The organism is Companilactobacillus hulinensis, from assembly GCF_003946555.1.
GTDB classification, from domain to species: Bacteria; Bacillota; Bacilli; order Lactobacillales; family Lactobacillaceae; genus Companilactobacillus; species Companilactobacillus hulinensis.
In genome coordinates, this window is the sequence record NZ_RHOO01000014.1 from 13,179 (window position 1) to 35,006 (window position 21,828).

20 protein-coding genes are annotated in these 21,828 nt (G+C 37.1%); 5 read left to right on the forward strand and 15 right to left on the reverse strand.

Features of this window, described 5'->3' with window-relative positions:
• Positions 1 to 5: 5 nt before the first annotated feature.
• The 4 genes from EKM66_RS08005 to EKM66_RS08020 form a co-directional block, all read right to left on the reverse strand.
• Positions 6 to 596 (reverse strand): helix-turn-helix domain-containing protein, encoded by a 591-nt coding sequence (locus EKM66_RS08005; RefSeq protein WP_164505093.1) that lies wholly within the window; start codon positions 594 to 596, stop codon positions 6 to 8.
• A 276-nt stretch (positions 597 to 872) separates the two neighbouring features.
• Positions 873 to 1,808 carry an FAD:protein FMN transferase gene (locus EKM66_RS08010; RefSeq protein WP_125763412.1) on the reverse strand — a complete coding sequence of 312 codons (936 nt, stop codon included), beginning with the start codon at positions 1,806 to 1,808 and terminating at the stop codon, positions 873 to 875.
• 2 nt (positions 1,809 to 1,810) lie between these two features.
• A complete protein-coding gene (locus tag EKM66_RS08015; protein WP_125763414.1) occupies positions 1,811 to 2,953 on the reverse strand; it encodes an NAD(P)H-dependent oxidoreductase in 1,143 nt (380 codons plus the stop codon).
• Positions 2,954 to 2,974: 21 nt separating this feature from the next.
• On the reverse strand, positions 2,975 to 3,535 hold the full coding sequence (locus EKM66_RS08020) for an NADPH-dependent FMN reductase (protein WP_125763416.1): 561 nt from the start codon (positions 3,533 to 3,535) through the stop codon (positions 2,975 to 2,977).
• Between the two features lie 198 nt (positions 3,536 to 3,733).
• On the opposite strand from EKM66_RS08020, the gene EKM66_RS08025 reads away from it, so the two are divergent.
• Entirely contained in the window at positions 3,734 to 4,576 is an 843-nt protein-coding gene (locus EKM66_RS08025) for a mechanosensitive ion channel family protein (RefSeq protein WP_125763418.1), read from the forward strand.
• Between the two features lie 150 nt (positions 4,577 to 4,726).
• On the opposite strand, the gene EKM66_RS08030 is transcribed toward EKM66_RS08025, so the two are convergent.
• The 8 genes from EKM66_RS08030 to EKM66_RS08065 all read right to left on the reverse strand — a co-directional run bounded on the left by EKM66_RS08030 (position 4,727) and on the right by EKM66_RS08065 (position 12,229).
• Entirely contained in the window at positions 4,727 to 5,026 is a 300-nt protein-coding gene (locus EKM66_RS08030; RefSeq protein WP_125763420.1) for a DUF2316 family protein, read from the reverse strand.
• A gap of 73 nt (positions 5,027 to 5,099) precedes the next feature.
• Complete coding sequence (locus tag EKM66_RS08035) at positions 5,100 to 5,831, reverse strand: class I SAM-dependent methyltransferase (RefSeq protein WP_125763422.1); 732 nt, start codon at positions 5,829 to 5,831, stop codon at positions 5,100 to 5,102.
• Between the two features lie 84 nt (positions 5,832 to 5,915).
• Complete coding sequence (locus EKM66_RS08040) at positions 5,916 to 6,473, reverse strand: hypothetical protein (protein ID WP_125763424.1); 558 nt, start codon at positions 6,471 to 6,473, stop codon at positions 5,916 to 5,918.
• Between the two features lie 2 nt (positions 6,474 to 6,475).
• Positions 6,476 to 6,802, reverse strand: coding sequence for an STAS-like domain-containing protein (locus tag EKM66_RS08045; protein ID WP_125763426.1), 327 nt, complete (start codon positions 6,800 to 6,802; stop codon positions 6,476 to 6,478).
• A 22-nt stretch (positions 6,803 to 6,824) separates the two neighbouring features.
• A complete protein-coding gene (locus tag EKM66_RS08050) occupies positions 6,825 to 7,751 on the reverse strand; it encodes a hypothetical protein (RefSeq protein ID WP_125763428.1) in 927 nt (308 codons plus the stop codon).
• Positions 7,752 to 7,900: 149 nt separating this feature from the next.
• Positions 7,901 to 9,127: an L-lactate MFS transporter gene (locus tag EKM66_RS08055; RefSeq protein WP_125763431.1), complete on the reverse strand. Its 1,227-nt coding sequence runs from the start codon at positions 9,125 to 9,127 to the stop codon at positions 7,901 to 7,903.
• Positions 9,128 to 9,176: 49 nt separating this feature from the next.
• Complete coding sequence (locus EKM66_RS08060; protein WP_125763433.1) at positions 9,177 to 11,606, reverse strand: flavocytochrome c; 2,430 nt, start codon at positions 11,604 to 11,606, stop codon at positions 9,177 to 9,179.
• On the reverse strand, positions 11,606 to 12,229 hold the full coding sequence (locus EKM66_RS08065) for an NADPH-dependent FMN reductase (RefSeq protein WP_125763435.1): 624 nt from the start codon (positions 12,227 to 12,229) through the stop codon (positions 11,606 to 11,608). The genes EKM66_RS08060 and EKM66_RS08065 overlap by 1 nt, the downstream gene beginning before the upstream one ends.
• 192 nt (positions 12,230 to 12,421) lie before the next feature.
• Here EKM66_RS08065 and EKM66_RS08070 point away from each other — a divergent pair, with 192 nt between their 5' ends.
• Positions 12,422 to 13,378 (forward strand): LysR family transcriptional regulator, encoded by a 957-nt coding sequence (locus EKM66_RS08070; protein WP_125763437.1) that lies wholly within the window; start codon positions 12,422 to 12,424, stop codon positions 13,376 to 13,378.
• 3 nt (positions 13,379 to 13,381) lie between these two features.
• On the opposite strand, the gene EKM66_RS08075 is transcribed toward EKM66_RS08070, so the two are convergent.
• From EKM66_RS08075 to EKM66_RS08085, 3 genes are all read right to left on the reverse strand, one after another.
• Entirely contained in the window at positions 13,382 to 14,320 is a 939-nt protein-coding gene (locus EKM66_RS08075) for an FAD:protein FMN transferase (RefSeq protein WP_125763516.1), read from the reverse strand.
• Positions 14,321 to 14,759: 439 nt separating this feature from the next.
• A complete protein-coding gene (locus tag EKM66_RS08080) occupies positions 14,760 to 15,833 on the reverse strand; it encodes a C40 family peptidase (protein WP_125763439.1) in 1,074 nt (357 codons plus the stop codon).
• A gap of 177 nt (positions 15,834 to 16,010) precedes the next feature.
• Positions 16,011 to 17,945 (reverse strand): M13 family metallopeptidase, encoded by a 1,935-nt coding sequence (locus EKM66_RS08085; RefSeq protein ID WP_125763441.1) that lies wholly within the window; start codon positions 17,943 to 17,945, stop codon positions 16,011 to 16,013.
• A 177-nt stretch (positions 17,946 to 18,122) separates the two neighbouring features.
• Between EKM66_RS08085 and EKM66_RS08090 the strand changes: the two genes are divergently transcribed.
• The 3 genes from EKM66_RS08090 (at position 18,123) to EKM66_RS08100 (ending at position 21,783) form a co-directional block, all read left to right on the forward strand.
• Complete coding sequence (locus EKM66_RS08090; RefSeq protein ID WP_125763443.1) at positions 18,123 to 19,529, forward strand: C69 family dipeptidase; 1,407 nt, start codon at positions 18,123 to 18,125, stop codon at positions 19,527 to 19,529.
• A gap of 284 nt (positions 19,530 to 19,813) precedes the next feature.
• The gene (locus tag EKM66_RS08095) at positions 19,814 to 20,956 is read left to right on the forward strand and encodes an ArgE/DapE family deacylase (RefSeq protein WP_125763446.1); all 1,143 of its coding nucleotides are present in this window, start codon (positions 19,814 to 19,816) and stop codon (positions 20,954 to 20,956) included.
• A 146-nt stretch (positions 20,957 to 21,102) separates the two neighbouring features.
• Entirely contained in the window at positions 21,103 to 21,783 is a 681-nt protein-coding gene (locus EKM66_RS08100; RefSeq protein WP_164505094.1) for a matrixin family metalloprotease, read from the forward strand.
• Positions 21,784 to 21,828: the final 45 nt, after the last annotated feature.

Consider the following 21,828-nt stretch of genomic DNA (forward strand, 5'->3'; position numbering starts at 1 on the left):
CCACTCTAATGACCGCCCCAAACGGGCAACATCATTGCGGCCATAGCAATTCCATCATACTTAGTAGCGTGTCCTTTAATTTGATAGTACAAAGTGGTCAATCCCTTCAATGGTTTCTTAGGATTTTCAAATGAATATAATGATATTTCCTTACATAATCTTGAAGCTATCACATCATAATTTTCATTTTTATTGAGCTCTTTGGCATTTTCAAATAGAAATTTCATAACTTCTGGATTCTTTTTAACTTCAGGATCTGAATAGGCAGCACTAATCTGATCCAACATGGTTTGTACTTTTTCGTCTCTAGTTTTCATAATATACTCCTTGAGAAGTTTGCTTAGTCGCTTCTTCTCAGTCTTATTAACTTCAGACTTGGAAGAATCATTCCCGTTGGTCAGTCCTAATAATGAGTCAACGCTCGTATCGAACGTTTTACTCAGATTGATTAACGATTCAATATCGGGATAGCTCTTTTCCAATTCCCATTTTGAAATTGTTTGTCGTGAAACATTTAGTTTCTCCGCCAAATCATTCTGAGTCATTTCCGAGCTAATTCGACATTTTTTTATTTGATTTCCAAGTTCTAGTGACAATATAGCACCCCTGTTCCCAATATAATACGTTTTTGCGCGCTCTGAATCGTTGCACACGGTATTTTGATACCCACAATTATACATTTTTATCGTTATAACGCTAGTACAATCCAAAAGAGACCCTCGCATAACTATAAATCATCAAACTTGCAACATAAACACGTAACAAAGCACAACTTCTTTCGTTTAACTACAAAGAGCAACCCATTTATTAAATAAATGAGTTGCTCTTTTAGATTATACTCAGAAGCTAAACGTGTTTTATCACGCTCTATTTTAGATTAAGTCAACATTTATCATAGTTGCACTGCCATCTTGATATATCAAAACAGCGCCATATAAATCATCATTGTTAACTCCCCAATCAGGAATTGGACCATCATTGAAGAATAGACGCTTGGCCTCTAGTTCACCTTCAATTGAATTCTTAACGAAAACTGTAACGCTGGCGAGGTCAGTCTTCAACGGATAGCCTGTTCTGGGATCAATAACATGATGGTATTTTTTGCCATTTATTTCTAAATAACGCTCATAAATACCAGTAGTTACAGCCGAACATTCACCAATTCGAACATTGCCGATTGTTTCACCACGTTCGCTAGTGGGATTCTGTACACCGACGATCCACTTATGATCATCATGTGTCGGACTGTCCCCAACAAAAAGAACATTGCCGCCGAGATCAATAATCCCGCTAGAAATACCCATGGCATGCCATAAGTCTCTAATTCTATCGGCAATATAACCTTTGGCAATACCACCAAGATCGAGTTCCATCCCTGATTTACGTAAGAATACCGACTGACTTTTGTCATCCAAGACAACATCATTAGGATTTATGATCTGCATTTGATTCTCTATATCGGTCTCACTAGGTATATTAGCTCCAACAAATCCTATCTTCCAGAGTTTGACCAATGGGCCGATAGCGGCATTGAAACCAAAATTCTGTTGGCTATATTTCATTGATGTTTTAACTAACGAATAAGTTGCACCAGAAACCTGCACTGGATCAAGACCCGCCGACTTGTTGACGGACATCATTTCTGAGTGTCCTCGATTGACTGTTAATAGATCTTCGTACTTTTGAATGAGCTTAAAAGCCTCATTAACGCCAGCATTATCTATTGTGCCAAATGTTGTCAGCTGAATGTTGGTTCCTAATGCGTAGCCACTTTTGTGAGTTCGGTGTTGTGCAAGATTATCTATCATAATTATTCAGTCTTATCTTCATCCTCATCAGAATGTTCTGAAGCTCCTGTTGTTGCATCTGCTTGTGCATTCATTGCTGGACCAGCTGGTTGTTCGGGCTCTGCGTCATCATGTTTTGAAGCTCCTGTTGTTGCGTCAGCTCCTTCTGGGAATCCATCGAACTTGCCTTCTTTAACAAGTGTAACAAGGTGACCCACATTACCAGTGAATTCCATAGTACCTAAGTACTTGCCATTTTCATCACGAACAGCAAAGTAATTGATCCATACCTTGTGTCCATTCAATGGTAGACAACGTTCAACATGATCTTGTGTGCCTAACTTGAAACTATCAAAGATCGACTTAACAATAGGCCATACCTTTGGTGGGTGACATTGTTGTACTGGTTCTCCAATTTCGGCTGTGTGACGCACGTGTTCACGGTTTGGTTTATCTGAGAAATATGAAAATTCATCATTTGCATCAATAAAGTCAATTTCGAATGGTAGAGTATTAAAGATTTGTTGAATTTCTTTGATGCTTAAACTACCTGTACGGAATTGAATCTTAGCATCACTACTAATATGTGGTTCTGTCATATTATCGTCTCCTCTTTCCAAATAACGCATATTCGATTTTACAAATTTATTAAATGCCGTAAAGCTGGTTTCAAGATTATGAACAATATTAATATCAGTCACAAATCCATTCTTATCGAATACTTTGGCAGCATTTCCAATCAAGACTTCATTACCAGGTAAAACATCTGAATTCAAATCTGGTGACAGCAACATTTGACGTAACTGTTGTTGTGCACGTGATGTTCCTTGTGTTCCATAGGAAACACCGACGATCATGACTGGTTTTTCTTTCATAGTGTCACGATTGAATGATAACCATTCTAATCCGCTCTTCAAAGCAGCTGGAATTGAATGATCGTACTCTGGCGTGGCAATAATTACACCATCCGCATTATTGATTTTCGTATTGAAACGCCAAACTTCAGTTTGCTCACTATCTGGTAAGTCCTCATTGAAAGGCGGCAATTGTTTCACTTCTAGTATTTCAATATCGGCAGCCATTCTAAAATGCCATTTCATATATTGCAATAGGATACGGTTATATGAAAAGTCAGCATTGGTACCGACAATAGCAACAAGTTTCATAAAGTCTACTTCCTTCCCAAATTATTTGAACTTATGAATTTCATCCGCATATATTCTGAATCCATCAAAACATTGCTCCAAGAATCCAACTGTTCCTTGATTGATCAAATCTCCATTTTCATCAAAAGCTTTCTTCGCTGTACCCAAGAAGAACTCATTACCAGGAAATACTTCAGCATTAACTCCTGGAGAATCAAGAATTTCACGCAAATGTGTCTGTGAACGTGATGATCCTTGAGGATGAATCGAAGCACCAACAATCATGACTGGTTTGCCTCCAAGTGGATGAATGCGATATGACAGCCATTCAATCACGCTCTTCAATGCTGAAGGCACGGAATGATTATATTCAGGGCATCCAATGATCACAGCGTCAGCATCTTCAATACGCTTAGCCAACTCTGTAATAAGTTCTGGATCATGATCATCTTCACCCGCCGGATAATTTTCATTGAACATCGGAATATCTTTTATTTCATTAATATGAATTTCATCGTCGGTGAAATGTTTACTGATAAACTGTAATAGTTTACGATTATAAGACAGCTTTTTATTTGAGCCCACGATAGCTTCAATTTTCATAAATAGCCTCCCGTTGATTGACATTTTGCACAAGAATTGCAAAGTTCTTCACAAACATAATTTTAATATTTATTATACACGTACGCAAGCGCTTTCAGAATTTATATATAATAAATTATATAAATAGTTTTAACTATTGGAATGTTTGTACGACAACTTAATAAGTTATACTAATAAAGATAGAAAGGATGTCTCATTTTGCAACTTACACTAAGCATAAACCAATTCATCAAGAAATTACTATTCAAATTTGATTGGGAAGGATTAGCTCAACATATCCTCTCAGTCATAACCCAATTGGTCTTACTTACCATAGTCCTGCTACTAATAAATTGGATCGGCAAAAAAATCATCAAACATATTTTCAAAAGTGATTTTAAGCTGAGTAAGAATCCTATTTCACAAAACAAAATGGATACCATTTATACGATCGTACTGAATATTTTCAAATACGTTCTATTATTCTTCTGGATCTATGCAATTCTGTCAGCAATCGGCATCCCTGTGGGAACTTTGATTGCTGGTGCCGGAATATTCAGTTTGGCAATTGGACTTGGAGCACAAGGGTTCGTTTCCGATATGGTCAATGGCTTCTTCATCTTATTAGAGCAACAAATAAGTGTCGGCGACTACATTAATATCAATGGTATTGAAGGCACCGTTACCTACGTTGGTATTCGGACTACACAGTTAAAGAGTGTTGATGGAACGCTTAATTTTATTCCCAACCGCAACATCACTGTGGTAAGTAATCTTTCACGTAACGACATGCGGGCTCTAGTTGAAATACCTGTTTCCAGTAATTCTCCTTTTGACACTATCAAAGATGTCATCGAACACGTCGATAAAGAGTTGGATTTAAAAGCTTTAAAGATAACTCAAAAACCGTCTATTCTGGGCTTTTCTAATCTAAATGACGGAACTATAGTTATTCAAGTTATTGCATTCACCAAACATGGCGAACAATTTCAAGTTAAGAATATCCTGATGAAAAAATATTTAACAGCACTAACTAGTGCCGGAATTGAGCTTCCAAAATAATGTCATATCATTAAAATTGTGGCGTAAATGTCCTACAAAGCACAACTTCTTCCGTTTAACTAAAAAAATCCTCGCATTTACTTATGTAAATACGAGGATTTTTTAGGTTATACTCAAAAGTTAACCGTGTTTTGTAACGCTTTTTTTTGTTTACACTATTTTACCTGTATCAATAATCTTAGAATCCAAGAACCAGTAATCATGATAATCACCAGCCAAAGCTGTGAACGGTACTGGATCTTTATTTGAATCAATAATTTCTTTCATCAGATAATTTCTAAGGATCCACGGATCTTCGATTTTTTTAACCTTTAAGTTTAAGACATCTTCAATAACTCCGGCCGTTGTATCCAATGCATCGGCTATTTGAGCAAAGGTCAACTCTGAAATTTTTAAATTAGCATGAAATTCTTTAATTGTTGCTGCTCGTTCTTCATCAGTTAAGGACATATATACATTCCTCCAATAACTTGTGGTATAGAGGAACATGTTATACTCCCATACTTAACTTTTCAATCAAAAGCTACTTTGTATTTGTAGCTGAAATTATCAGCATCATCGGACGGCGCATTTCATCTTTCATTCCAGGAATATCCATCATATTTTTGGGTGGCATTGGCTCAACTACCCGATCTAGTCTAAAGCCATTAGTTAACAATCCATCCAGATAAGTCGTTAATGTCTTGTGATACTTCACGACTGTTTCACCTAAGAAATCAGTTTCACGTTTACCTTCATAGAAGTAATTATCAACTGGAAAATCCTTTATTTTGCCATTATCATCGTAATCCCATTCTTCACTACCCTGTGCAGTAAAAATCGGATGTTCAACTGAAAATATGAATGTCCCATCAGATCTGAGATATTTGCCTATCTTAACAACCAAATCATTGAATGATCCTATATAATGAAGTGCCAACGAACTGATCACCACATAGAATTGATCATCTTCAAAATTGATTTTAGAAATATCATCTTGAATATATCTTATCTTGTCAGTATTGGTCTTTTCTTTTGCTACCTTCAACATTTTTTCTGATAAATCAACACCTATCACAGATTCAGCACCATTTTGAACAGCATATCTATCATGCCATCCATACCCGCATCCCAGGTCTAGTACCGTCTTACCAGTAAAATCAGGAAACATGGGTTTCAAAGTGCTCCATTCACCAGCACCTGATAATCCATTAACACTGCGATTCATTTGGCTGTATTTCTCAAAAAAGTTCTCATTATCATAAATATTATTCATTTTCGTTCTCTCCATGTAGTTAGATTTGTTTAGTTTAATACCACATGGAGTAATACTCTCTTGAATACAATCATTGTTATTCTCCTATTTTAGTTTTCCCAAAGTGTACATTGCAGGCAAATCAGGATTAATGCTTTTCAATTTAAAATAATCTCTGTCATGCGTAATTATGTTCAAATCATTTTGAACTGCATCATTAATTATCAACTGGTCATTAAAGTCTTTGGCTTGGGGATTATCTATAGCTCCCATCAAGTAATCACGATCAAGTGATTTGGACATATTACATAAAGTCAATATATCATTTTTCACTAAATCTAGACTGTACTCATAGGTTTCTTCAAAGTCCACTGTGCTTCTATAATCTCTTTTATAATTGTACTTAGAAATATTATTCTTCTTAGCATAGGCGTAACCAGAGTTTCTCAAGTTACGATTGATAAACTCCGAGATTATGTATATATCAACAAAGAAGTTTACACCCTCCAAATTATTAGATTCATAAATAATATCGGAATAACCGGGATCATTTTTTTGCTGAATATCATCTAACAAATACAAAAAAATATTAGTATCCAATAAGTAATTACCATTTTTAAGCTTAGAATTTTTATGTAGCTTAAAGGTTCCCAATTGATTCATATTTACCCTTCATTTAGTTCTTCATCAGAAATTTTTATTTTGGCATTTTCCATTACTCTTTGAATTTTTTGTTTTTGAAACACTGTTAACGAATCACTTAATATCTTCACACGCTTATTTAATTCTCTAGGTTCATCCAGGCTATATAGCTTACCAATAGACAAATTCAAAAATGCCGTGGTAATAGTCGTTAATCCACTGAAGTCGACATCTACTACGTTTTGTTTACCTAATTCTTTCTCTATAACTTCAAAAACTTCTTTTCCTTGCTTAGTATTAACGGCTAGGGGACTCTCTATAATATCTTTTACAATTATTTTTTTATTCATATGTAATCTCCTAATTCAGAAATTAGAATACCAAATCGTCATCATTCTCAAATATATTTAAAATGTCATTCTCATAGTCACTACTCTTGTTCAGCAAAATATTCATATGCAACAAAGTTCCAGGAAATGGCTCAGATAATAATTTCTTTTCTATTGTACCATCATAGCTTTGCTTCCAATATCCTCTATTAGATACTATGGTCATATGGCCTAATCTTTTCATAGCCTCTTTTATCTCATTCAAGCCCATGCCACTTTGTGGGATTCCTTTTGTGGAATTTCCTTTTTGCATAGCCCAGTCAATATATTCATCATCGCTAACGCCACCTACCAAAACATGATGTTCTCTAAGATTCCTAGGAATAGTAATACCCATATCTGCAATAGCCATTTTTAATTCCTTGTTATTATAGAAATATTGTCCACACATATACAAATATTTTGAATGGGAATGGGAGCTAATATTATCAGAAAACTCAAATATGGAATCTTTAAATGATTCCTCTAATTCCTTATTCAAGCCACTAGTTTTTACTGTGCTTTCAAACTTAGGAATAAAATTATTTTCTAAGTAACTATTTATAGAATTAATATTTTCAGAATTAACTTTTACGTATTTTATGGTGGAATTATACGTATCCCTTATTGGATCTTTGTCCATAATCAATTTAAGGAATTCATTTTTCGATAGAATTCTTCCAACCTTGGAGTCAATTTTTAAATTTCTAGCAAACAATTCATAACCTTCACTCTGTAAGTGCTGAATAATAATTCCTAAGAAAGTCGATAGTTCTGCACTAAAAAAGTTTGTATAAGTAAAATCTAAACCAATTTCATGAACATCGCTATTTCTTATGACTGCTAATTCATTAAGAATTGAATCTATCTGTTCATAATCCATCGTAAAAGATCTAGGGATCTTAATGTACGCTTTATTTAAATTGTCCATATGGCCTCACTCACTGATATAATAGATTATATTTTATCGTACGTATGTTCGCATAACAACTTAAAAGTTCATATACAATTAATTAAATATAATGACAAAAAAATAATGTTAGTCGATTATCATGATCGACTAACATTATTTTTAAATTATTATCCAGTAACAACTTCAGCAGATTCTCTCTTCTTCAATTGCATATAAACTAGATTAAATACTAATCCCATTAGAGCAACGGCAATAGCTACGTAAAATGCCTTAGAGAAATCTCCGCCATTTGCTGCAGCCATATTGGCGGCAACTTTTGGTCCGAAGAAAGCAGCACCAGAATAACCACAGAAGATAATTCCATAGTTAACGCCTTGGTTAACTGGTCCGTAATTCTCCATTACAAGTGGTGGGAAAACTCCCATTACACCACCGAAACAAAGCCCTAAGACAATAATTCCGATTGCAAATCCAGCTTGTGATGACACTGTAACTAAAACAACGAAAGCTAAAACAATAACTCCAAGTATAATATTCAATGCATTGTTACGGCCAAATCTGTCGGAAACAGTACCCCAAACAACACGACCAGCACAATTACTCAATGAATATAGACTTACATAAAGTGCAGCGGTACCAGCTGAAAGTTTGAACATTTGTTGTCCAATAACAGCGGCATTAGATGCAATCATCAGTCCAGAAAAGGCACCTGTGAATAGCATTAAGAAAATTAAGTAGAAATATGGTGTCTTCAACATAGCAATCCAATTCTTATTAGGAAGACCTTTTCCGTGTCTTTCTGGAGGATTCCAACCTTCAGGTTTGAAATCAACGGGTGCTTCTTTGATGAAGAAACTAGCAATCGCAACAACAATCATATATGCAATTCCTAACATACGGAATGCGTATAATGCATCATGACTTTGAATGAAACTGTTGGCAATAGGTGCGGCGATGATAGCAGCTCCACCCATTCCAGCAGTGATAATACCTGAAGCAAGTCCCTTTTTGTCTGGGAACAGCTTAATAGTGTTACTTAAACAACCTGAATATGCTAATCCTTGACCAAGTCCACCGATCAATCCATAAGTTAGATACAGCATACTTGGGCTTGTAACTAATCCTGTTAGGAAGAATCCTAGTCCAAACATCAATCCACCGACAACAACAGTCCATTTTGCTAAATGCTTGTCAGTCAAGAATCCCCCAAGAATCATAGGAATTGGGCTGATTGCGGAATTGATAGTAAAAGCTAACATGATTTCTGGCATGCTCCAGCCTTTACTGGCACTCAATGGTCCAGCGAAAACACTAAAAGCATAGACAGCTCCGGTACAAAGTAAAATTGCAGTTGATGCGACTAACACTTGCCAACGATTAATTTTTTTAGTCATTGTAGTTCACCCCTATTCAATTTTCTTCATTCTCTGAAATGCTCAGAATTTAATCGTTTTGCTCCACTCTCTGTTTATCCTCAACGGAATTCTCTCCAGCAATACGTCCAAATGTGAAGATATCTGCTAATGAATTACCACCTAAACGGTTACCTGCATGTAATCCTCCGGCTACTTCTCCGGCAGCGTATAATCCATCAATAACTTTCCCGTCTTTATTCAATACGTGTGTACCTGTATCGATCTTCAATCCACCCATTGTATGATGAACGGCTGGTTTTCTTGGTGTGGCATAGAATGGTGCTTTGACGGCTTTCAAGTCAAAGACGTCTTTACCAAACTCTGGATCACTTCCGGCATCAACATATGAGTTGTATTTCTTGATGGTATCTACTAATACTTCTGGGTCCATCTTCAATTGTTTAGCTAAACCTTCAAGTGTATCGTCACGGAACAAGGTTCCGGCTTTAACTTGTGCATCAAGTTTTTCTTGAGATGTGTTATATGCTGTATCCTTGATTCCGTCATCTGCGATCAAGTAGAACAAACTTCCGTTATCGATAGCAGCCTGAGTCAATTGATCACGGCTACCGTACTCATTAACGAAACGTTTGCCTTGTTGATTAACCATAATGAAGTTAGCTGGTGGAACTTGTACTCCAGTGAATAGTTCACCTGTCTCTGGATCAGAAACTGGCATCATTTGTGAGAAGCCCATACCAACTAAGTCAGCTCCAGCACTCAATCCAAGTTTGATTCCATCACCTGTAATAGCTGGTGAGTTAGATGTCTGGATATCATCATCGATCTCCGTCCAATAAGTGTTGTACTTCTTCAACATCTTAGTGTTAGCACCATAACCACCTGATGCTAGAACAACTGATTCTGCGTGAATAGTGATCTTTTGTCCGTTTGCACCACGAGCGATAACACCACAAACCTTGCCATCTTCAATGATCAGTTCTTTGACAGGAGTTTCAGTCATCAATTTGCCACCGTTATCTTCAACATACTTTTGTAGTGCTTGAATGTAAGCAAATCCTTCTGGTCCCATAGGTTTGTGTCCACGACGCCATAAAGCGCCAACTGGCATTGCTACTTCATTCTTATCGAATGATACACCGACCTTTTCAAGCCATTTAACTGATTCCAAAGCATGGTCAGTCAAGATCTTTACTAAGTCATATTGTCCGTGGATCTCATTACCTTGAAGATCGGTTCTCTTACCACCTAAGTATGTCTGAATACGGAACAACAACTTAGAATCGAATAAGTATTTGCCGTCACTACCAAGATATTCACCAATTTGTTTTTGTAATTCTTGGAAGTCATCACGATATTCGGGATCAATATCATCTAACTTCATATCTTTAATTTCTTTAAGACGATGTGCTTCTCCAGGAATAGCATCGAATGTATTTTGCCATTCAGGATCAGCTGCGTTCATTGGACCACCGGCACGAACTGTATTACCACCTGGTGATGGGAACTTTTCAGCAATAATAACCTTTTTATCTTCATCAAGAACTTTTGCGGCAGCTGCTAATCCAGCACCACCGGCACCGACAACTACTACATCAGTTGTGTATTCTTCATCTTTTTGAACGATATTTGAAGCCTTTGGACGCTTCTTCAAAATCTCAGGATTACCACCGGCCATCTTGACAGCTCTAGCAACACCATCGATAACACCGTGACTAGTAATCGAAGCTCCAGAGATAACATCAACATTCAAAGTTTGACCATTAACGATCTCTTGTGGAATTCTACTGAAGACAACATCAGCAATACCTTGTGTTTCAGTTGAAGTGTCAATATCAATGTCTTCAATACGATCTTTGGATAAAGTAACTGACATTGGAAGGTCCCCATTATGACCTTTAGCAGTAACTTCAAATGTACCTGGTTTGAAGTTCAAATCTTCAGGAACGTTCAACAAGTTGGCAATTTCTGTGAAGCGTTGGAACTTGGTAAAACAGCTGTCCAAGAAATCAACGGTTCCCTCTGACTTCAAATCACCATTCTCATCGAAGGCCTTTTGTGCTTGTCCTAATAGGAATTCTGAACCAGGCATAACTGTCGCATTGACACCTGGAGCATCAAGGATTTGTCTCAAATGAAGCTGTGCACGTGATGATCCTTGTGGATGCAATGAAGCTCCAACAATCATAACTGGCTTACCATCGAAGGGATGCAAGTTGAATGACATCCATTCAAGAATACTGTTCAAAGCTGATGGAACTGAGTGATTATGTTCAGGAGTTGCAATGATAACTCCGTCAGCCTCACTGATTTTCTTGTTAAACATTTGAATAATGTCGCTGTCTGATTGGTCATCTGATTCATCAAACATTGGGACATCAGTTAATTCAAGAATCTCGATTTCAGCCTTGTCACTAAAATGCTTCTTCATGAATTGCAACAACATACGGTTATATGATTTTGCGGCGTTTGTTCCGACGATTCCGATAAATTTCATTAGTTATTGCCTCCTTCGCTTGCTTTTTCCCAGCTAAAGTTCTTATTTTGCTCTGCTTGAAAACTGTGGTTCTTAATAAGTTGATTAGTAATATCTACAAATTGTAAGAATTGATCGAAGCATTCTTCTAATTCAGTAACTTTATCTTCATAAACTAAGTCGCCATTATCATCAAAAGCTTGTAGTGAGTGTCCTAATAGGAACTCTTCACTTGGCATAACACGAGCCTTTAATTCTGGAGCATCAAGGATCTGTCTCAAATGACCTTGAGCACGTGATGATCCCAAAGCTCCGTATGAAGCTCCGACAATCATAACTGGCTTATCGATGAATGGACGTGATGTGTATGATAACCATTCCAAAACACTCTTCAATGGTGCTGGAACTGTGTGGTCATATTCTGGAGTAGCGATAATTACACCATCAGCGGCCTCAACCTTATCTGATAAAACTTGAATTCCTTCTGGAGCAACACGATCCTCTGGTTGGTTAAAAGCTGGTAGACCTTTAATCTCACAAATCTCGATTTCTGCTCTTGATGAGAAGTGTTTTTGCATAAATTGTAGCAATTGACGGTTGGTTGACTTGGTAGCATTAGTACCGACGATACCGATGAATTTCATATTAGTGCCCCTTTCAATTTTTGTTCTTTATTTCACAAATAATTTCAAAAAAATTGGATTTCCTTTTGTATCCTTAGAAAATTCCTTAATTTAAAGTTTAGATTATAAAATCATTCTTGTGAAATATTTATTTAATTATTGACCTATAACAAATTTGTTATAATAAAGGCAACTAAGACTGGAGTGTTGATAATGCCTTTGATCGATTCACCAAACATGCTGCAATATCTGGATACCTTGCTCAAATATGGGAACTATACCAAAGCCGCAAAAAGCCTATATATTTCTCAGCCTTACTTAACACAGACAATAAAAAAAGCCGAGAAAGAACTCGACATCGAAATTATCAATCGACACGACACTCCACTACAATTAACTGAAGCCGGTCGGATTTATTACCAATATTTGAACTCTATGGAAGTTGAACAGGATAACTTCCGCAAACGTATCTCACAATACGCATCAACCGAACATACAATTATCCGTATCGGGATACTTTCTAGTTTGGGAACCTATCTATTACCACTATTCTTACCAACTTATCTCAAGTCACATCCAAACGTAAAAATTGAACTTCATGAGGCCATCCCTGATGTGAATGAAAAGAAAACTCTCAACGGGGATCTTGACTTCTTCATCGGCCAGAATCCTGAGACCATCTCACCACGACTAACGGTTTATGACCAAGGAAAACATGGCTACTATGCAATCATCCCTGAATCGTCCAACCTTTACCAAGCTGGAGCAACCCTTCTAAAACCAGGGAGCATCTCAATCAAAGAATTGCTTCAAGAAAAACTAATTCTTACAACTCATGGTTCTGCGATTAGAAGACAAGTCGACTATCTGATTCACAAATTCAAGATTCAACCTGATATTGCATTGGAGAGTAATAATATCTTCACCATCGTAGCTCTAGCCACCAACAACCTAGGTGTGACATTCTTGCCAGAAAGTGTGCCTATTCCTAAGACTGATGCCAACATCAATATCTACAAACTACCGTTAGACCTGATATCTCTGAATTATTTCATCGCTCATCCCGCTGACAAAACCTTAATTGCGGCCGAAACAGAATTAATTGATTCATTCCTGCACTATTTAAAATTTGATATTGAAGTAAAAAACGCCAGCTCAATGATAAGTTGATTATCATTGAACCGGCGTTATTTTTGTTTTCAAACCATTTGAATAGGCCATTTGACCATCAGTTGTGACTGCTACTCCATCAATTCCATCAAGAGTATTAAGTATTTCAATTGCCTCAAGCGCATTATTACTGAACAACCGGGTCGTCCAAATCTCACAATCGATCGACTTGTCGGCCACTATTGTAATGCTGGCTAAATCTGTCTTAATGGGATAACCAGTCTGACTATCAAAAATATGATGATAAGTGTGACCCTTCCAGACAAACTTGCGCTCATAAATACCTGATGTAACAACCGATTGATTCTTGATTTTTACTGCTGCAACAAAATTACCACGTGGCAGAAAAGGATTTTGAACTCCAACTCTCCACATACCGTCAGTGTGTTCAGGTTCATCGCCGAAAGTCAAAACATTACCGCCTAAACTAATGAAGGCCGCTTTAGCGCCTTCACCTTTGAAATAATTAATAATTTTATCCGCAAAATACCCTTTGGCAATTGCACCTAAATCAATCGACATTTGCTTATGCTTTAAAAACACAGTTTGATTAGTTTCATCCAAAACAATATCTGCTGGATCAATAACTTGAAGCAATTCATCGATTCTTGACTGGCTAGGAAACTTCGCATCGTCGAATCCAATTCGCCATTCCTGAATCAGCGGACCAATAGCAATATTCAGAGCACTATTGCGGATCAAGCTCTGTTCTTTGCCAATTTTGATCAATTCAAACAAATCATCCTCGACTTTAATGGGCTGAACACCGGCGCTCTGATTAATATGCATCAAATGTGAGTTATCATCATTAGCGCTGAAACGTCTTTCATAATCTACTAACTTTGCTTCAGCGACATCTAACAAAGATTCTGGATTCTCAGATTCAACCCACATAGGTATTATCGTTCCCATCAAGTGTAGTGTGCGACTGGCTGTTTCCATTACTATCTCCATTTCCGCCTCCGGTTGGAAATAATTAGCCTGCTGTGGGATCGACTTCAGCCAAAGTACGGTCTGAAATCTCGATTTTGAACTCTGCATAAAATGCAGATTTCAAAAGTCGTCCTGTAATGTAAGGTCGGCAAAAAACACCGACCTAACATCACTATCACTGCTGGCTAATTTTTTCCAACCTCCAGCTACTTTTAATTTTACTATTTTAATAAAATAACTATCTTACAAATATAAACAATCCAGCTGGAGGTTACAAAATGTTTAATCAGCCGTGATAGTGGCGTAAGCCACAGGACGAGCTTTAAGATTTGCGAAGCAAAGCTTAAAGTCGAGGTTTGAGACAGCTTTTCGGCTCAAACCGGTCCCACGGCAGATAAAATATTTTGTAACCGGAAGCGGCAATAAAAAAAAGGAACCATTTAAGTTCCTAAAAGGTAATTTCATATTCAAAGTCTAATTTCTTATAATAATCCAATTCGATGAAATCAGTTGGTCTCACTTCACCATCCTGCTTCTCAAAAAACTCTAATTCAGCAAGTTTTAACATCTTATAAACAAACTGCGAACAAAACATAATATTTGGTTTATATGAATGCTTGACCACCAGACCGATCAAGTTATATGCACTACCACTACGATTTATTTCAGCGATTTTATCGATCAAAAATTGTTTCTTCTCTCTAGTAACTGGCAGACTATAAACCAAAACAGACGCATCGTCCTTTTGATGAAAGAAATCTAGTGTCTCAGCATTCATCCCTGGGGGATAAATATTATCGCCGCCATTATAACTGATGATAGTATCTAAGTTTCGATCAAACGATAAGGATACATGATTGAATTGCTTCTGCGTGAATGCCGAGATGATCTCACTAGCTGGACTACCAGTATTGGAGACAACCAGATAAATATGATTATCATCCAGACTAGCTTTTGCAGCATCGAAGTAATAATCCGTTAACGTTCCCTGATTAATGTATCTGACTGAGCTATGACGTGGAATGTCTTCTAAAACTGTTTTAACGTGATCGATCGAAACGCTTCTTTTCATATTAGAAACACTCTGCATCATTGATCTAATCCGCTTAGTATTATCTCGTAGTTCCTCAAAACTTATTGCGGTCACATCCTCAACAGTAGGCATGTAGAACTCAGCTCCATTATTAACAGTGATGAATCGTTCCACAAAAAAAGGCGTGCAGAACAAAATAACCGCAAATACTTTAGCAGGATAATACATCAAATTAACATTGTGCATCGGGAATACTGTCAACGTAATGAAAGCTATCTGAATTGCCATCATAAATCCATAAATAACCGTTAAACTGATTCTCACCTTCTTGCTGAACTCCACTTTCATCCAAGTGTGAATAATCAAAACTAACGCCAGATAGCAATATGCGATTATCATGATCGGCAATGTTCCAAATATAAATAGCCCGAACAAAATCAGAAATCCTATCCCTTTGGACATTCGATAGCTGTGCAGTAAGTCGTTCATCCGCTTCTCCCCTCATCGAGTCACATAAGGCAATTGTACTAGTATTAAAATAATTAATATATAAAATATTTCGTAATTTTTGGTCTCTACTTAGTAGAAATATTAACCACATACGAAAAAGAGCCATAACTTACTTGAGGTAACAATACCAAGTAAGATATGACTCCCATATTTAAACTACCAAATATTAACCCGCTTATCAGGATCGACCCACATGCCATCCCCTGGTTTAACACCAAAGGCATCATAAAACTCATCTAAGTCTTGTGACATTACATTAGCACGCATTGGTTGTGGTGCATGAACATCAGTTGCTAATAAGTCTTCATTGTATTCTTGCGTAGCTTTGAAGCGCCAAGACTTGGCCCACTGAATAAAGAACTGTTTAGGATCATAGTCTGAATCCAGCTTTGCGGCTTCAATGGCACAGCGCATACCACCGACATCAGCAATATTCTCACTAACGACCAACTTACCATTGACCTTACCACCTGCGTAAGCAATGCCTTGGAATTGATCGATCATATCTTGTGTCAGTTTTTTGAAATGAGCATAGTCTTCTTTAGTCCACCAATTATGCATATTACCGTATTCATCAAATTGGGCACCATTATTATCGAAAGCATGAGAAATCTCATGAGCAATTGTAGCACCGATACCACCATAGTTTTCACTGCTTGTCTGTTGCAAGCTATAAAATGGCGTCTGCAAAATTGCAGCAGGGAAAGTAATGTCATTACGCGATGAATCGTAACAAGCATTGACCATATGTCCTGGCATCAACCACTTAGTACGATCAACAGGACGTTGATAATCGTCTAAATTATCTTGTGTCAAAATTTTACCCAAACTCATCATGTTGTCATACAATGCAGCATTCTTATCAACTGTTAGTTTTTGATAAATATCCTCAATCTTATCAGGATAACCAACTTTCACAACGATTTTTTCTAGCTTAACAATAGCCTTTTTCTTAGTATCTTCACTCAACCAATCATTAACACTTAGTCGTTGCTCGTAAATAGAGATCATCTTTTTGATCATATCACGCACATCAGCTTTAGCCTTTTCACCAAAATACTTCTTGCCATAATAGACGCCGACAACTTCACTGAATGTTCTTTCTGCTAGATGATAGGCAAACTTAGTACGTGTAGGCAATTCTTTGGCACCACTACGTGCTAACTTGAACTCACCGTAAGTTTGTCTGAAGTCTTCACTAACGTATTCGGCATTTTCCATCAAGTATCGAACGATCATCCAAGCTTTAATATTCTCAAAGGCTTCTTCATTTACTAATTTATTTAGATTATTCATATATCTTGGTTGAACAACAATAACTTTTTCTGGAGTATCTTTGATTTCACCGGTAATCCAATCCTTCAAATCCAAAACGTTCGACTTAGCGACAAAATCATCAAAATCATAAGGATTATAAATCTTAGTATATTCAGCCCATTCTTCAGAAGTTTTCACAACTGGTACTAATGAACTGTCAAATTCTGATGCTTTTTTAACTGTCTCTTTAGCATCGTCATCACTATAGCCTAACTTCTCCAATAATTTTGTAGCAACAGCAACATATTTAGCCAACAACTTATGACCAAATTCATTATCGTCATCGTAATAAGATCTATCAGGCAAGAACAAATCAGCACCATCTATATATGCGATGTTCTTCTCCGTATTCTTCATGTCCGCTTCAACGAACAGTATCAATGGCATAACAAAGTTATCTTTGCCAAGCTCTGCCATGTTCTTACTCAAGTCAGCTACTGAGTTCAAAGAATTGATACGGTCAATATCTTTCAATATTGAATTCTTAGATGATTTATCAGCATTAGCTACTCGATATAATTTGATAGCCTGTAAAAACTTTGAGTCATCGATTGCGCTATCATCTTCGGCAAAATCATGGAATTCCTTCATAAGATTCTTTTCAATTTCTAATTCCAGATCAACAGAAGCCCCAGCACTAGACTTATCAGCTGGAATCTCAGCCTTATCCTGCCACTCACCATTGACTGCTAAATATAAATTATCTTTATAATCAGTTGGTTTAGTATCAAGCGCCAAATCACCGGCACCACCTATAACTTTATTAATTCTCAATTAATTCACCGCCACAACTTATTTAGTAAGTCCATGGTACTCTTCTAATTTAATTAGAGCAATTATAATTTAATAACTTATTTCTCGTTAACAAGACTCCAAGCATTTGTGTCATTTAGAAAGTTCAATGAAAGCGTTATAATGATATTAATAAATAAAAAGGGAGTGTACTTAATAATGGAAAAAAGGATCAAAGGTTCATGTACGACAATTTTAGTTGGTAAAGATGCCTCTATAGATGGTTCTACAATAATCTCTAGAAACGATGATGGTCATGAAGCACTAGACCCACAACGTTTTGTCATCGTTCAACCTGAAGATCAACCTAGACATTACCAGTCTGTTATCAGCAAAGTTAAAATCGATCTTCCTGATAACCCACTACGTTACAGTTCAATTCCTAACTCAATTTTGACTAACGGAATTTGGCCGGCAGCTGGTATCAATAGTGAAAATGTTGGTATGTCCGCTACTGAAACAATCACTACTAACTCACGTGTCTTAGGTATGGATCCATTCGTTGAAGGCGGTATTGGTGAGGAAGATATCGTTACATTAGTATTACCATACATTCACAGTGCCAAGGAAGGTGTAGAACGCCTTGGATCATTGCTGAAGAAATATGGTACTTATGAACCAAACGGAATTGCCTTCAATGACAATAATGAAGTTTGGTGGCTCGAAACAATCGGTGGACACCACTGGGCAGCCGTCCGTGTTCCTGATGATGCTTATGTTGTAGCACCAAATCGTATGAACATTGACGAGTTCGACTTCGATTCAGCTGACACATTGTGCTCAGATGATTTGAAGGACTTGATTGAAAAATATCACTTAAATCCAGACTTCGATAAATATAACTTCCGTCACATCTTCGGTAGTGCATCTATCAAAGATACTGTTTACAACAATCCACGTACTTGGTATGGACAAAAGTTCTTCAATCCTGAGATTGAAAATGACCCAATGGATGCAGATCTACCATTCATTTGTCACGCCAACAGAAAAATCTCAATCGAAGATGTTAAATTTGTTTTGAGTTCTCACTTTGAGAATACAAAATACGATCCTTACGGCAGTGGCACTGAAGACGAGAAGACATTATTCCGTCCAATCGGTATCAACCGTAATCACAACGTTCATATCCTACAAATCAGAAATAACGTTCCTGATGAAATTGCCGGTGTTGAATGGCTAGCTTATGGTGCAAATACCTTCAATACAGTTGTTCCATTCTACGCAAACGTAAATGACACACCTGCTTGCTACAAGAATGCTACTGGTACATTTGACTTGAATAACATGTACTGGTTGAGCTGTACTACGGCCCTTCTTGGTGATACAGATTATGACTTCTACGTTGATATGCGTAATGATTATGAACTCGACACAATGAGTTCATATCGTAAGATTCAAAATGACACTGATGCTGCAATTTCAGGACAAAGCGATATCGCTAAGTTCTTGGAAGATGCTAACAACAAACTAGCTGATGACGCTTTGAAACGTCAAACTAAGTTGTTGGGTGACATGGTTATTGCTGGATCAGAACATATGAAACTTAGATATAATTTGAATGATTAGATTTTAAAAGGCTTACTAATCCTGATGGGATTAGTAAGCCTTTTTTGCCACCTACAATTCAAAAACAATAAGCCTGCTGTGGGACCGCACTTCGACTCAAACCGGTCCCCATGGCAGATCAAATATTTTGTAACCATAAGCGGAAAAACCATCAATAATATTCTTAAAATAAATTACGCAAAAAATGATTATATTTATCCGCTAGCTGTTGGGTTACAACCTAATCAGCTCTAAAATAGAATGGTATGAAATTATTAATAAATCAATTCAAAGGAGTCCTAACAATGGACGAGAACGAAAAGATTCACGTTTTGTCAGACTTAGTTGCCATCAACACAGCTAATGACAATGAAAAAGAAGTCGCCGAATATTTGAAGACCCTATTTGGCAGACACGGTATTGAAGCTAAACTAATCAAGTATTCCGACACCCGCTACAATCTAGTTGCTGAAATCGGTACAGGCAACCCTGTACTTGCTGTCAGTGGACACATGGATACTGTCGATGTCGGCAACTTAGCCAAGTGGAATACTGATCCACATAAACTAACTGAAAAAGACGGTAATTTGTACGGACTTGGTTCCGTTGATATGAAGAGTGGTTTATCCGCTCTAGTCATTGCCATGATTGAATTGCACGATGCCGGCCTACCAAAATCAGGTACTGTCAGATTGCTCGCGACTATTGCCGAAGAGGTTGGCGAATATGGCGCTGAACAACTGACTGATCAAGGTTATATGGACGATGCAGATGCACTATTGATAGGTGAACCAGGTGGATACAACTTTGTTTATACACACATGGGCTCACTTGATATCAAAGTTTCATCCGAAGGAAAGGCTGCTCACAGTTCAACACCAAAATCAGGTAATAATGCTATCGATCACTTGTTAGACTTCCTCGCTCAAGCCAATTCTGAATTCAAAAATACTGGTAAATCTGATTCCATCATGGGAGACTTCATCTTCAATGTCACGACTATCAAAGGTGGCACACAGGTCAATGCTATTCCCGACCATGCTGAAGCTGAAATAAACTCCAGAACCTTGCCAGAATATACTAGTGATCAAGTTCTAGCTGATATTCAAAAATTAGTTGATAAATTGAATTCTGAAAATGACGATTATCACTTGAAAATTGATGTAATCATGAAGTTAAATCCAGTTGAAGCTAGTGATCATTCCAAATTACTCAAAATTGCTGGCGAAGTAGCGAAAGCACATACTGGATTAGATGTCGGCAAATACGGAGTTGCCGGAACGACTGATGCTGCTATGTTTTTGAAGAACAAACCAGATGACTTCGGCTTCGTAATGTTTGGACCTGGAAATGATACACCACATCAAGTTAATGAATATGTTGCTAAAGATATGTATTTGAAATTTATTGATATGTACAAAGATATTTTTGTTGAATATTTGGATTAAAACTTTTACCAAATTGTAATATGTCTTTAATAGACATTGCCTGTTTTTGATTGTAGTATTAGTAGACAAATGTCAACAGAAAGAAGCAATACATGAGAAGACACATTACATCCCTAGTACTAATAGTTATTCTAGGTGGCATATTTTTGGCAGAATATACCGATGTTCTACCCACAACGATTCAAGCTCAAATCGTTACTAATTTAGCCAAATCAAAAGTTTACTTAGAATCCGCAATTGCTGAAATAAATCCTAACAGTCAGGTTAATCAGGCTGCGACACCAAGTACCACGCAAAAAGAAGCAACCACTTCAAATGACCAACAGACTAATTCTTCTGATAGAACTCCCGCCTTTTCGATGATAAATAAGTTCGTTATTGGAAATACTTATTACTATCATTTCACTGACAAGACTCCAAAGGTTGCTAGACAAGCATTTAACGATGCTATCTATGCCTATAATCAGACTGGAATCGTCAAACTTGTCGAAGGTAAAGGCAGTTCTAGTGACAACACAATTACCTTCTCAATCTATTACAAAGACGAAGGTAATAATGCTAAAACATTGGAGCTTGGAACTGGTGGGCCGGAATTAACTTATAAAACAGTCGATCCAACTAAGCACGCTACCAATCATGCTACTGCCAAAATCAATATGACCTATCCCGAAGCGGTCAGTGATTCCGTAACAATGCATGAACTCGGACATGCACTCGGATTGAATCACAGCAATGATACTAGCTCTATCATGTACCCTTCTAATCAAGGTGTCAGATCATTATCGGATGCTGATATTGCTGGTTTAAAAGCTATTTATGACAAATAATTTATGTATAGAAATACCCAACAACAGAAAAGTTGTTGGGTATTT

Bases quoted from the DNA above. Each gene is read 5' to 3' on its own strand.
- EKM66_RS08010 (WP_125763412.1), bottom strand. From the start codon at position 1,808: ATGATAGATAATCTTGCACAACACCGAACTCACAAAAGTGGCTACGCA.
- EKM66_RS08015 (WP_125763414.1), bottom strand. From the start codon at position 2,953: ATGAAACTTGTTGCTATTGTCGGTACCAATGCTGACTTTTCATATAAC.
- EKM66_RS08020 (WP_125763416.1), bottom strand. From the start codon at position 3,535: ATGAAAATTGAAGCTATCGTGGGCTCAAATAAAAAGCTGTCTTATAAT.
- EKM66_RS08030 (WP_125763420.1), bottom strand. From the start codon at position 5,026: ATGTCCTTAACTGATGAAGAACGAGCAGCAACAATTAAAGAATTTCAT.
- EKM66_RS08035 (WP_125763422.1), bottom strand. From the start codon at position 5,831: ATGAATAATATTTATGATAATGAGAACTTTTTTGAGAAATACAGCCAA.
- EKM66_RS08040 (WP_125763424.1), bottom strand. From the start codon at position 6,473: ATGAATCAATTGGGAACCTTTAAGCTACATAAAAATTCTAAGCTTAAA.
- EKM66_RS08045 (WP_125763426.1), bottom strand. From the start codon at position 6,802: ATGAATAAAAAAATAATTGTAAAAGATATTATAGAGAGTCCCCTAGCC.
- EKM66_RS08050 (WP_125763428.1), bottom strand. From the start codon at position 7,751: ATGGACAATTTAAATAAAGCGTACATTAAGATCCCTAGATCTTTTACG.
- EKM66_RS08055 (WP_125763431.1), bottom strand. From the start codon at position 9,127: ATGACTAAAAAAATTAATCGTTGGCAAGTGTTAGTCGCATCAACTGCA.
- EKM66_RS08060 (WP_125763433.1), bottom strand. From the start codon at position 11,606: ATGAAATTTATCGGAATCGTCGGAACAAACGCCGCAAAATCATATAAC.
- EKM66_RS08065 (WP_125763435.1), bottom strand. From the start codon at position 12,229: ATGAAATTCATCGGTATCGTCGGTACTAATGCTACCAAGTCAACCAAC.
- EKM66_RS08070 (WP_125763437.1), top strand. From the start codon at position 12,422: ATGCCTTTGATCGATTCACCAAACATGCTGCAATATCTGGATACCTTG.
- EKM66_RS08075 (WP_125763516.1), bottom strand. From the start codon at position 14,320: ATGGAAACAGCCAGTCGCACACTACACTTGATGGGAACGATAATACCT.
- EKM66_RS08080 (WP_125763439.1), bottom strand. From the start codon at position 15,833: ATGAACGACTTACTGCACAGCTATCGAATGTCCAAAGGGATAGGATTT.
- EKM66_RS08090 (WP_125763443.1), top strand. From the start codon at position 18,123: ATGGAAAAAAGGATCAAAGGTTCATGTACGACAATTTTAGTTGGTAAA.
- EKM66_RS08095 (WP_125763446.1), top strand. From the start codon at position 19,814: ATGGACGAGAACGAAAAGATTCACGTTTTGTCAGACTTAGTTGCCATC.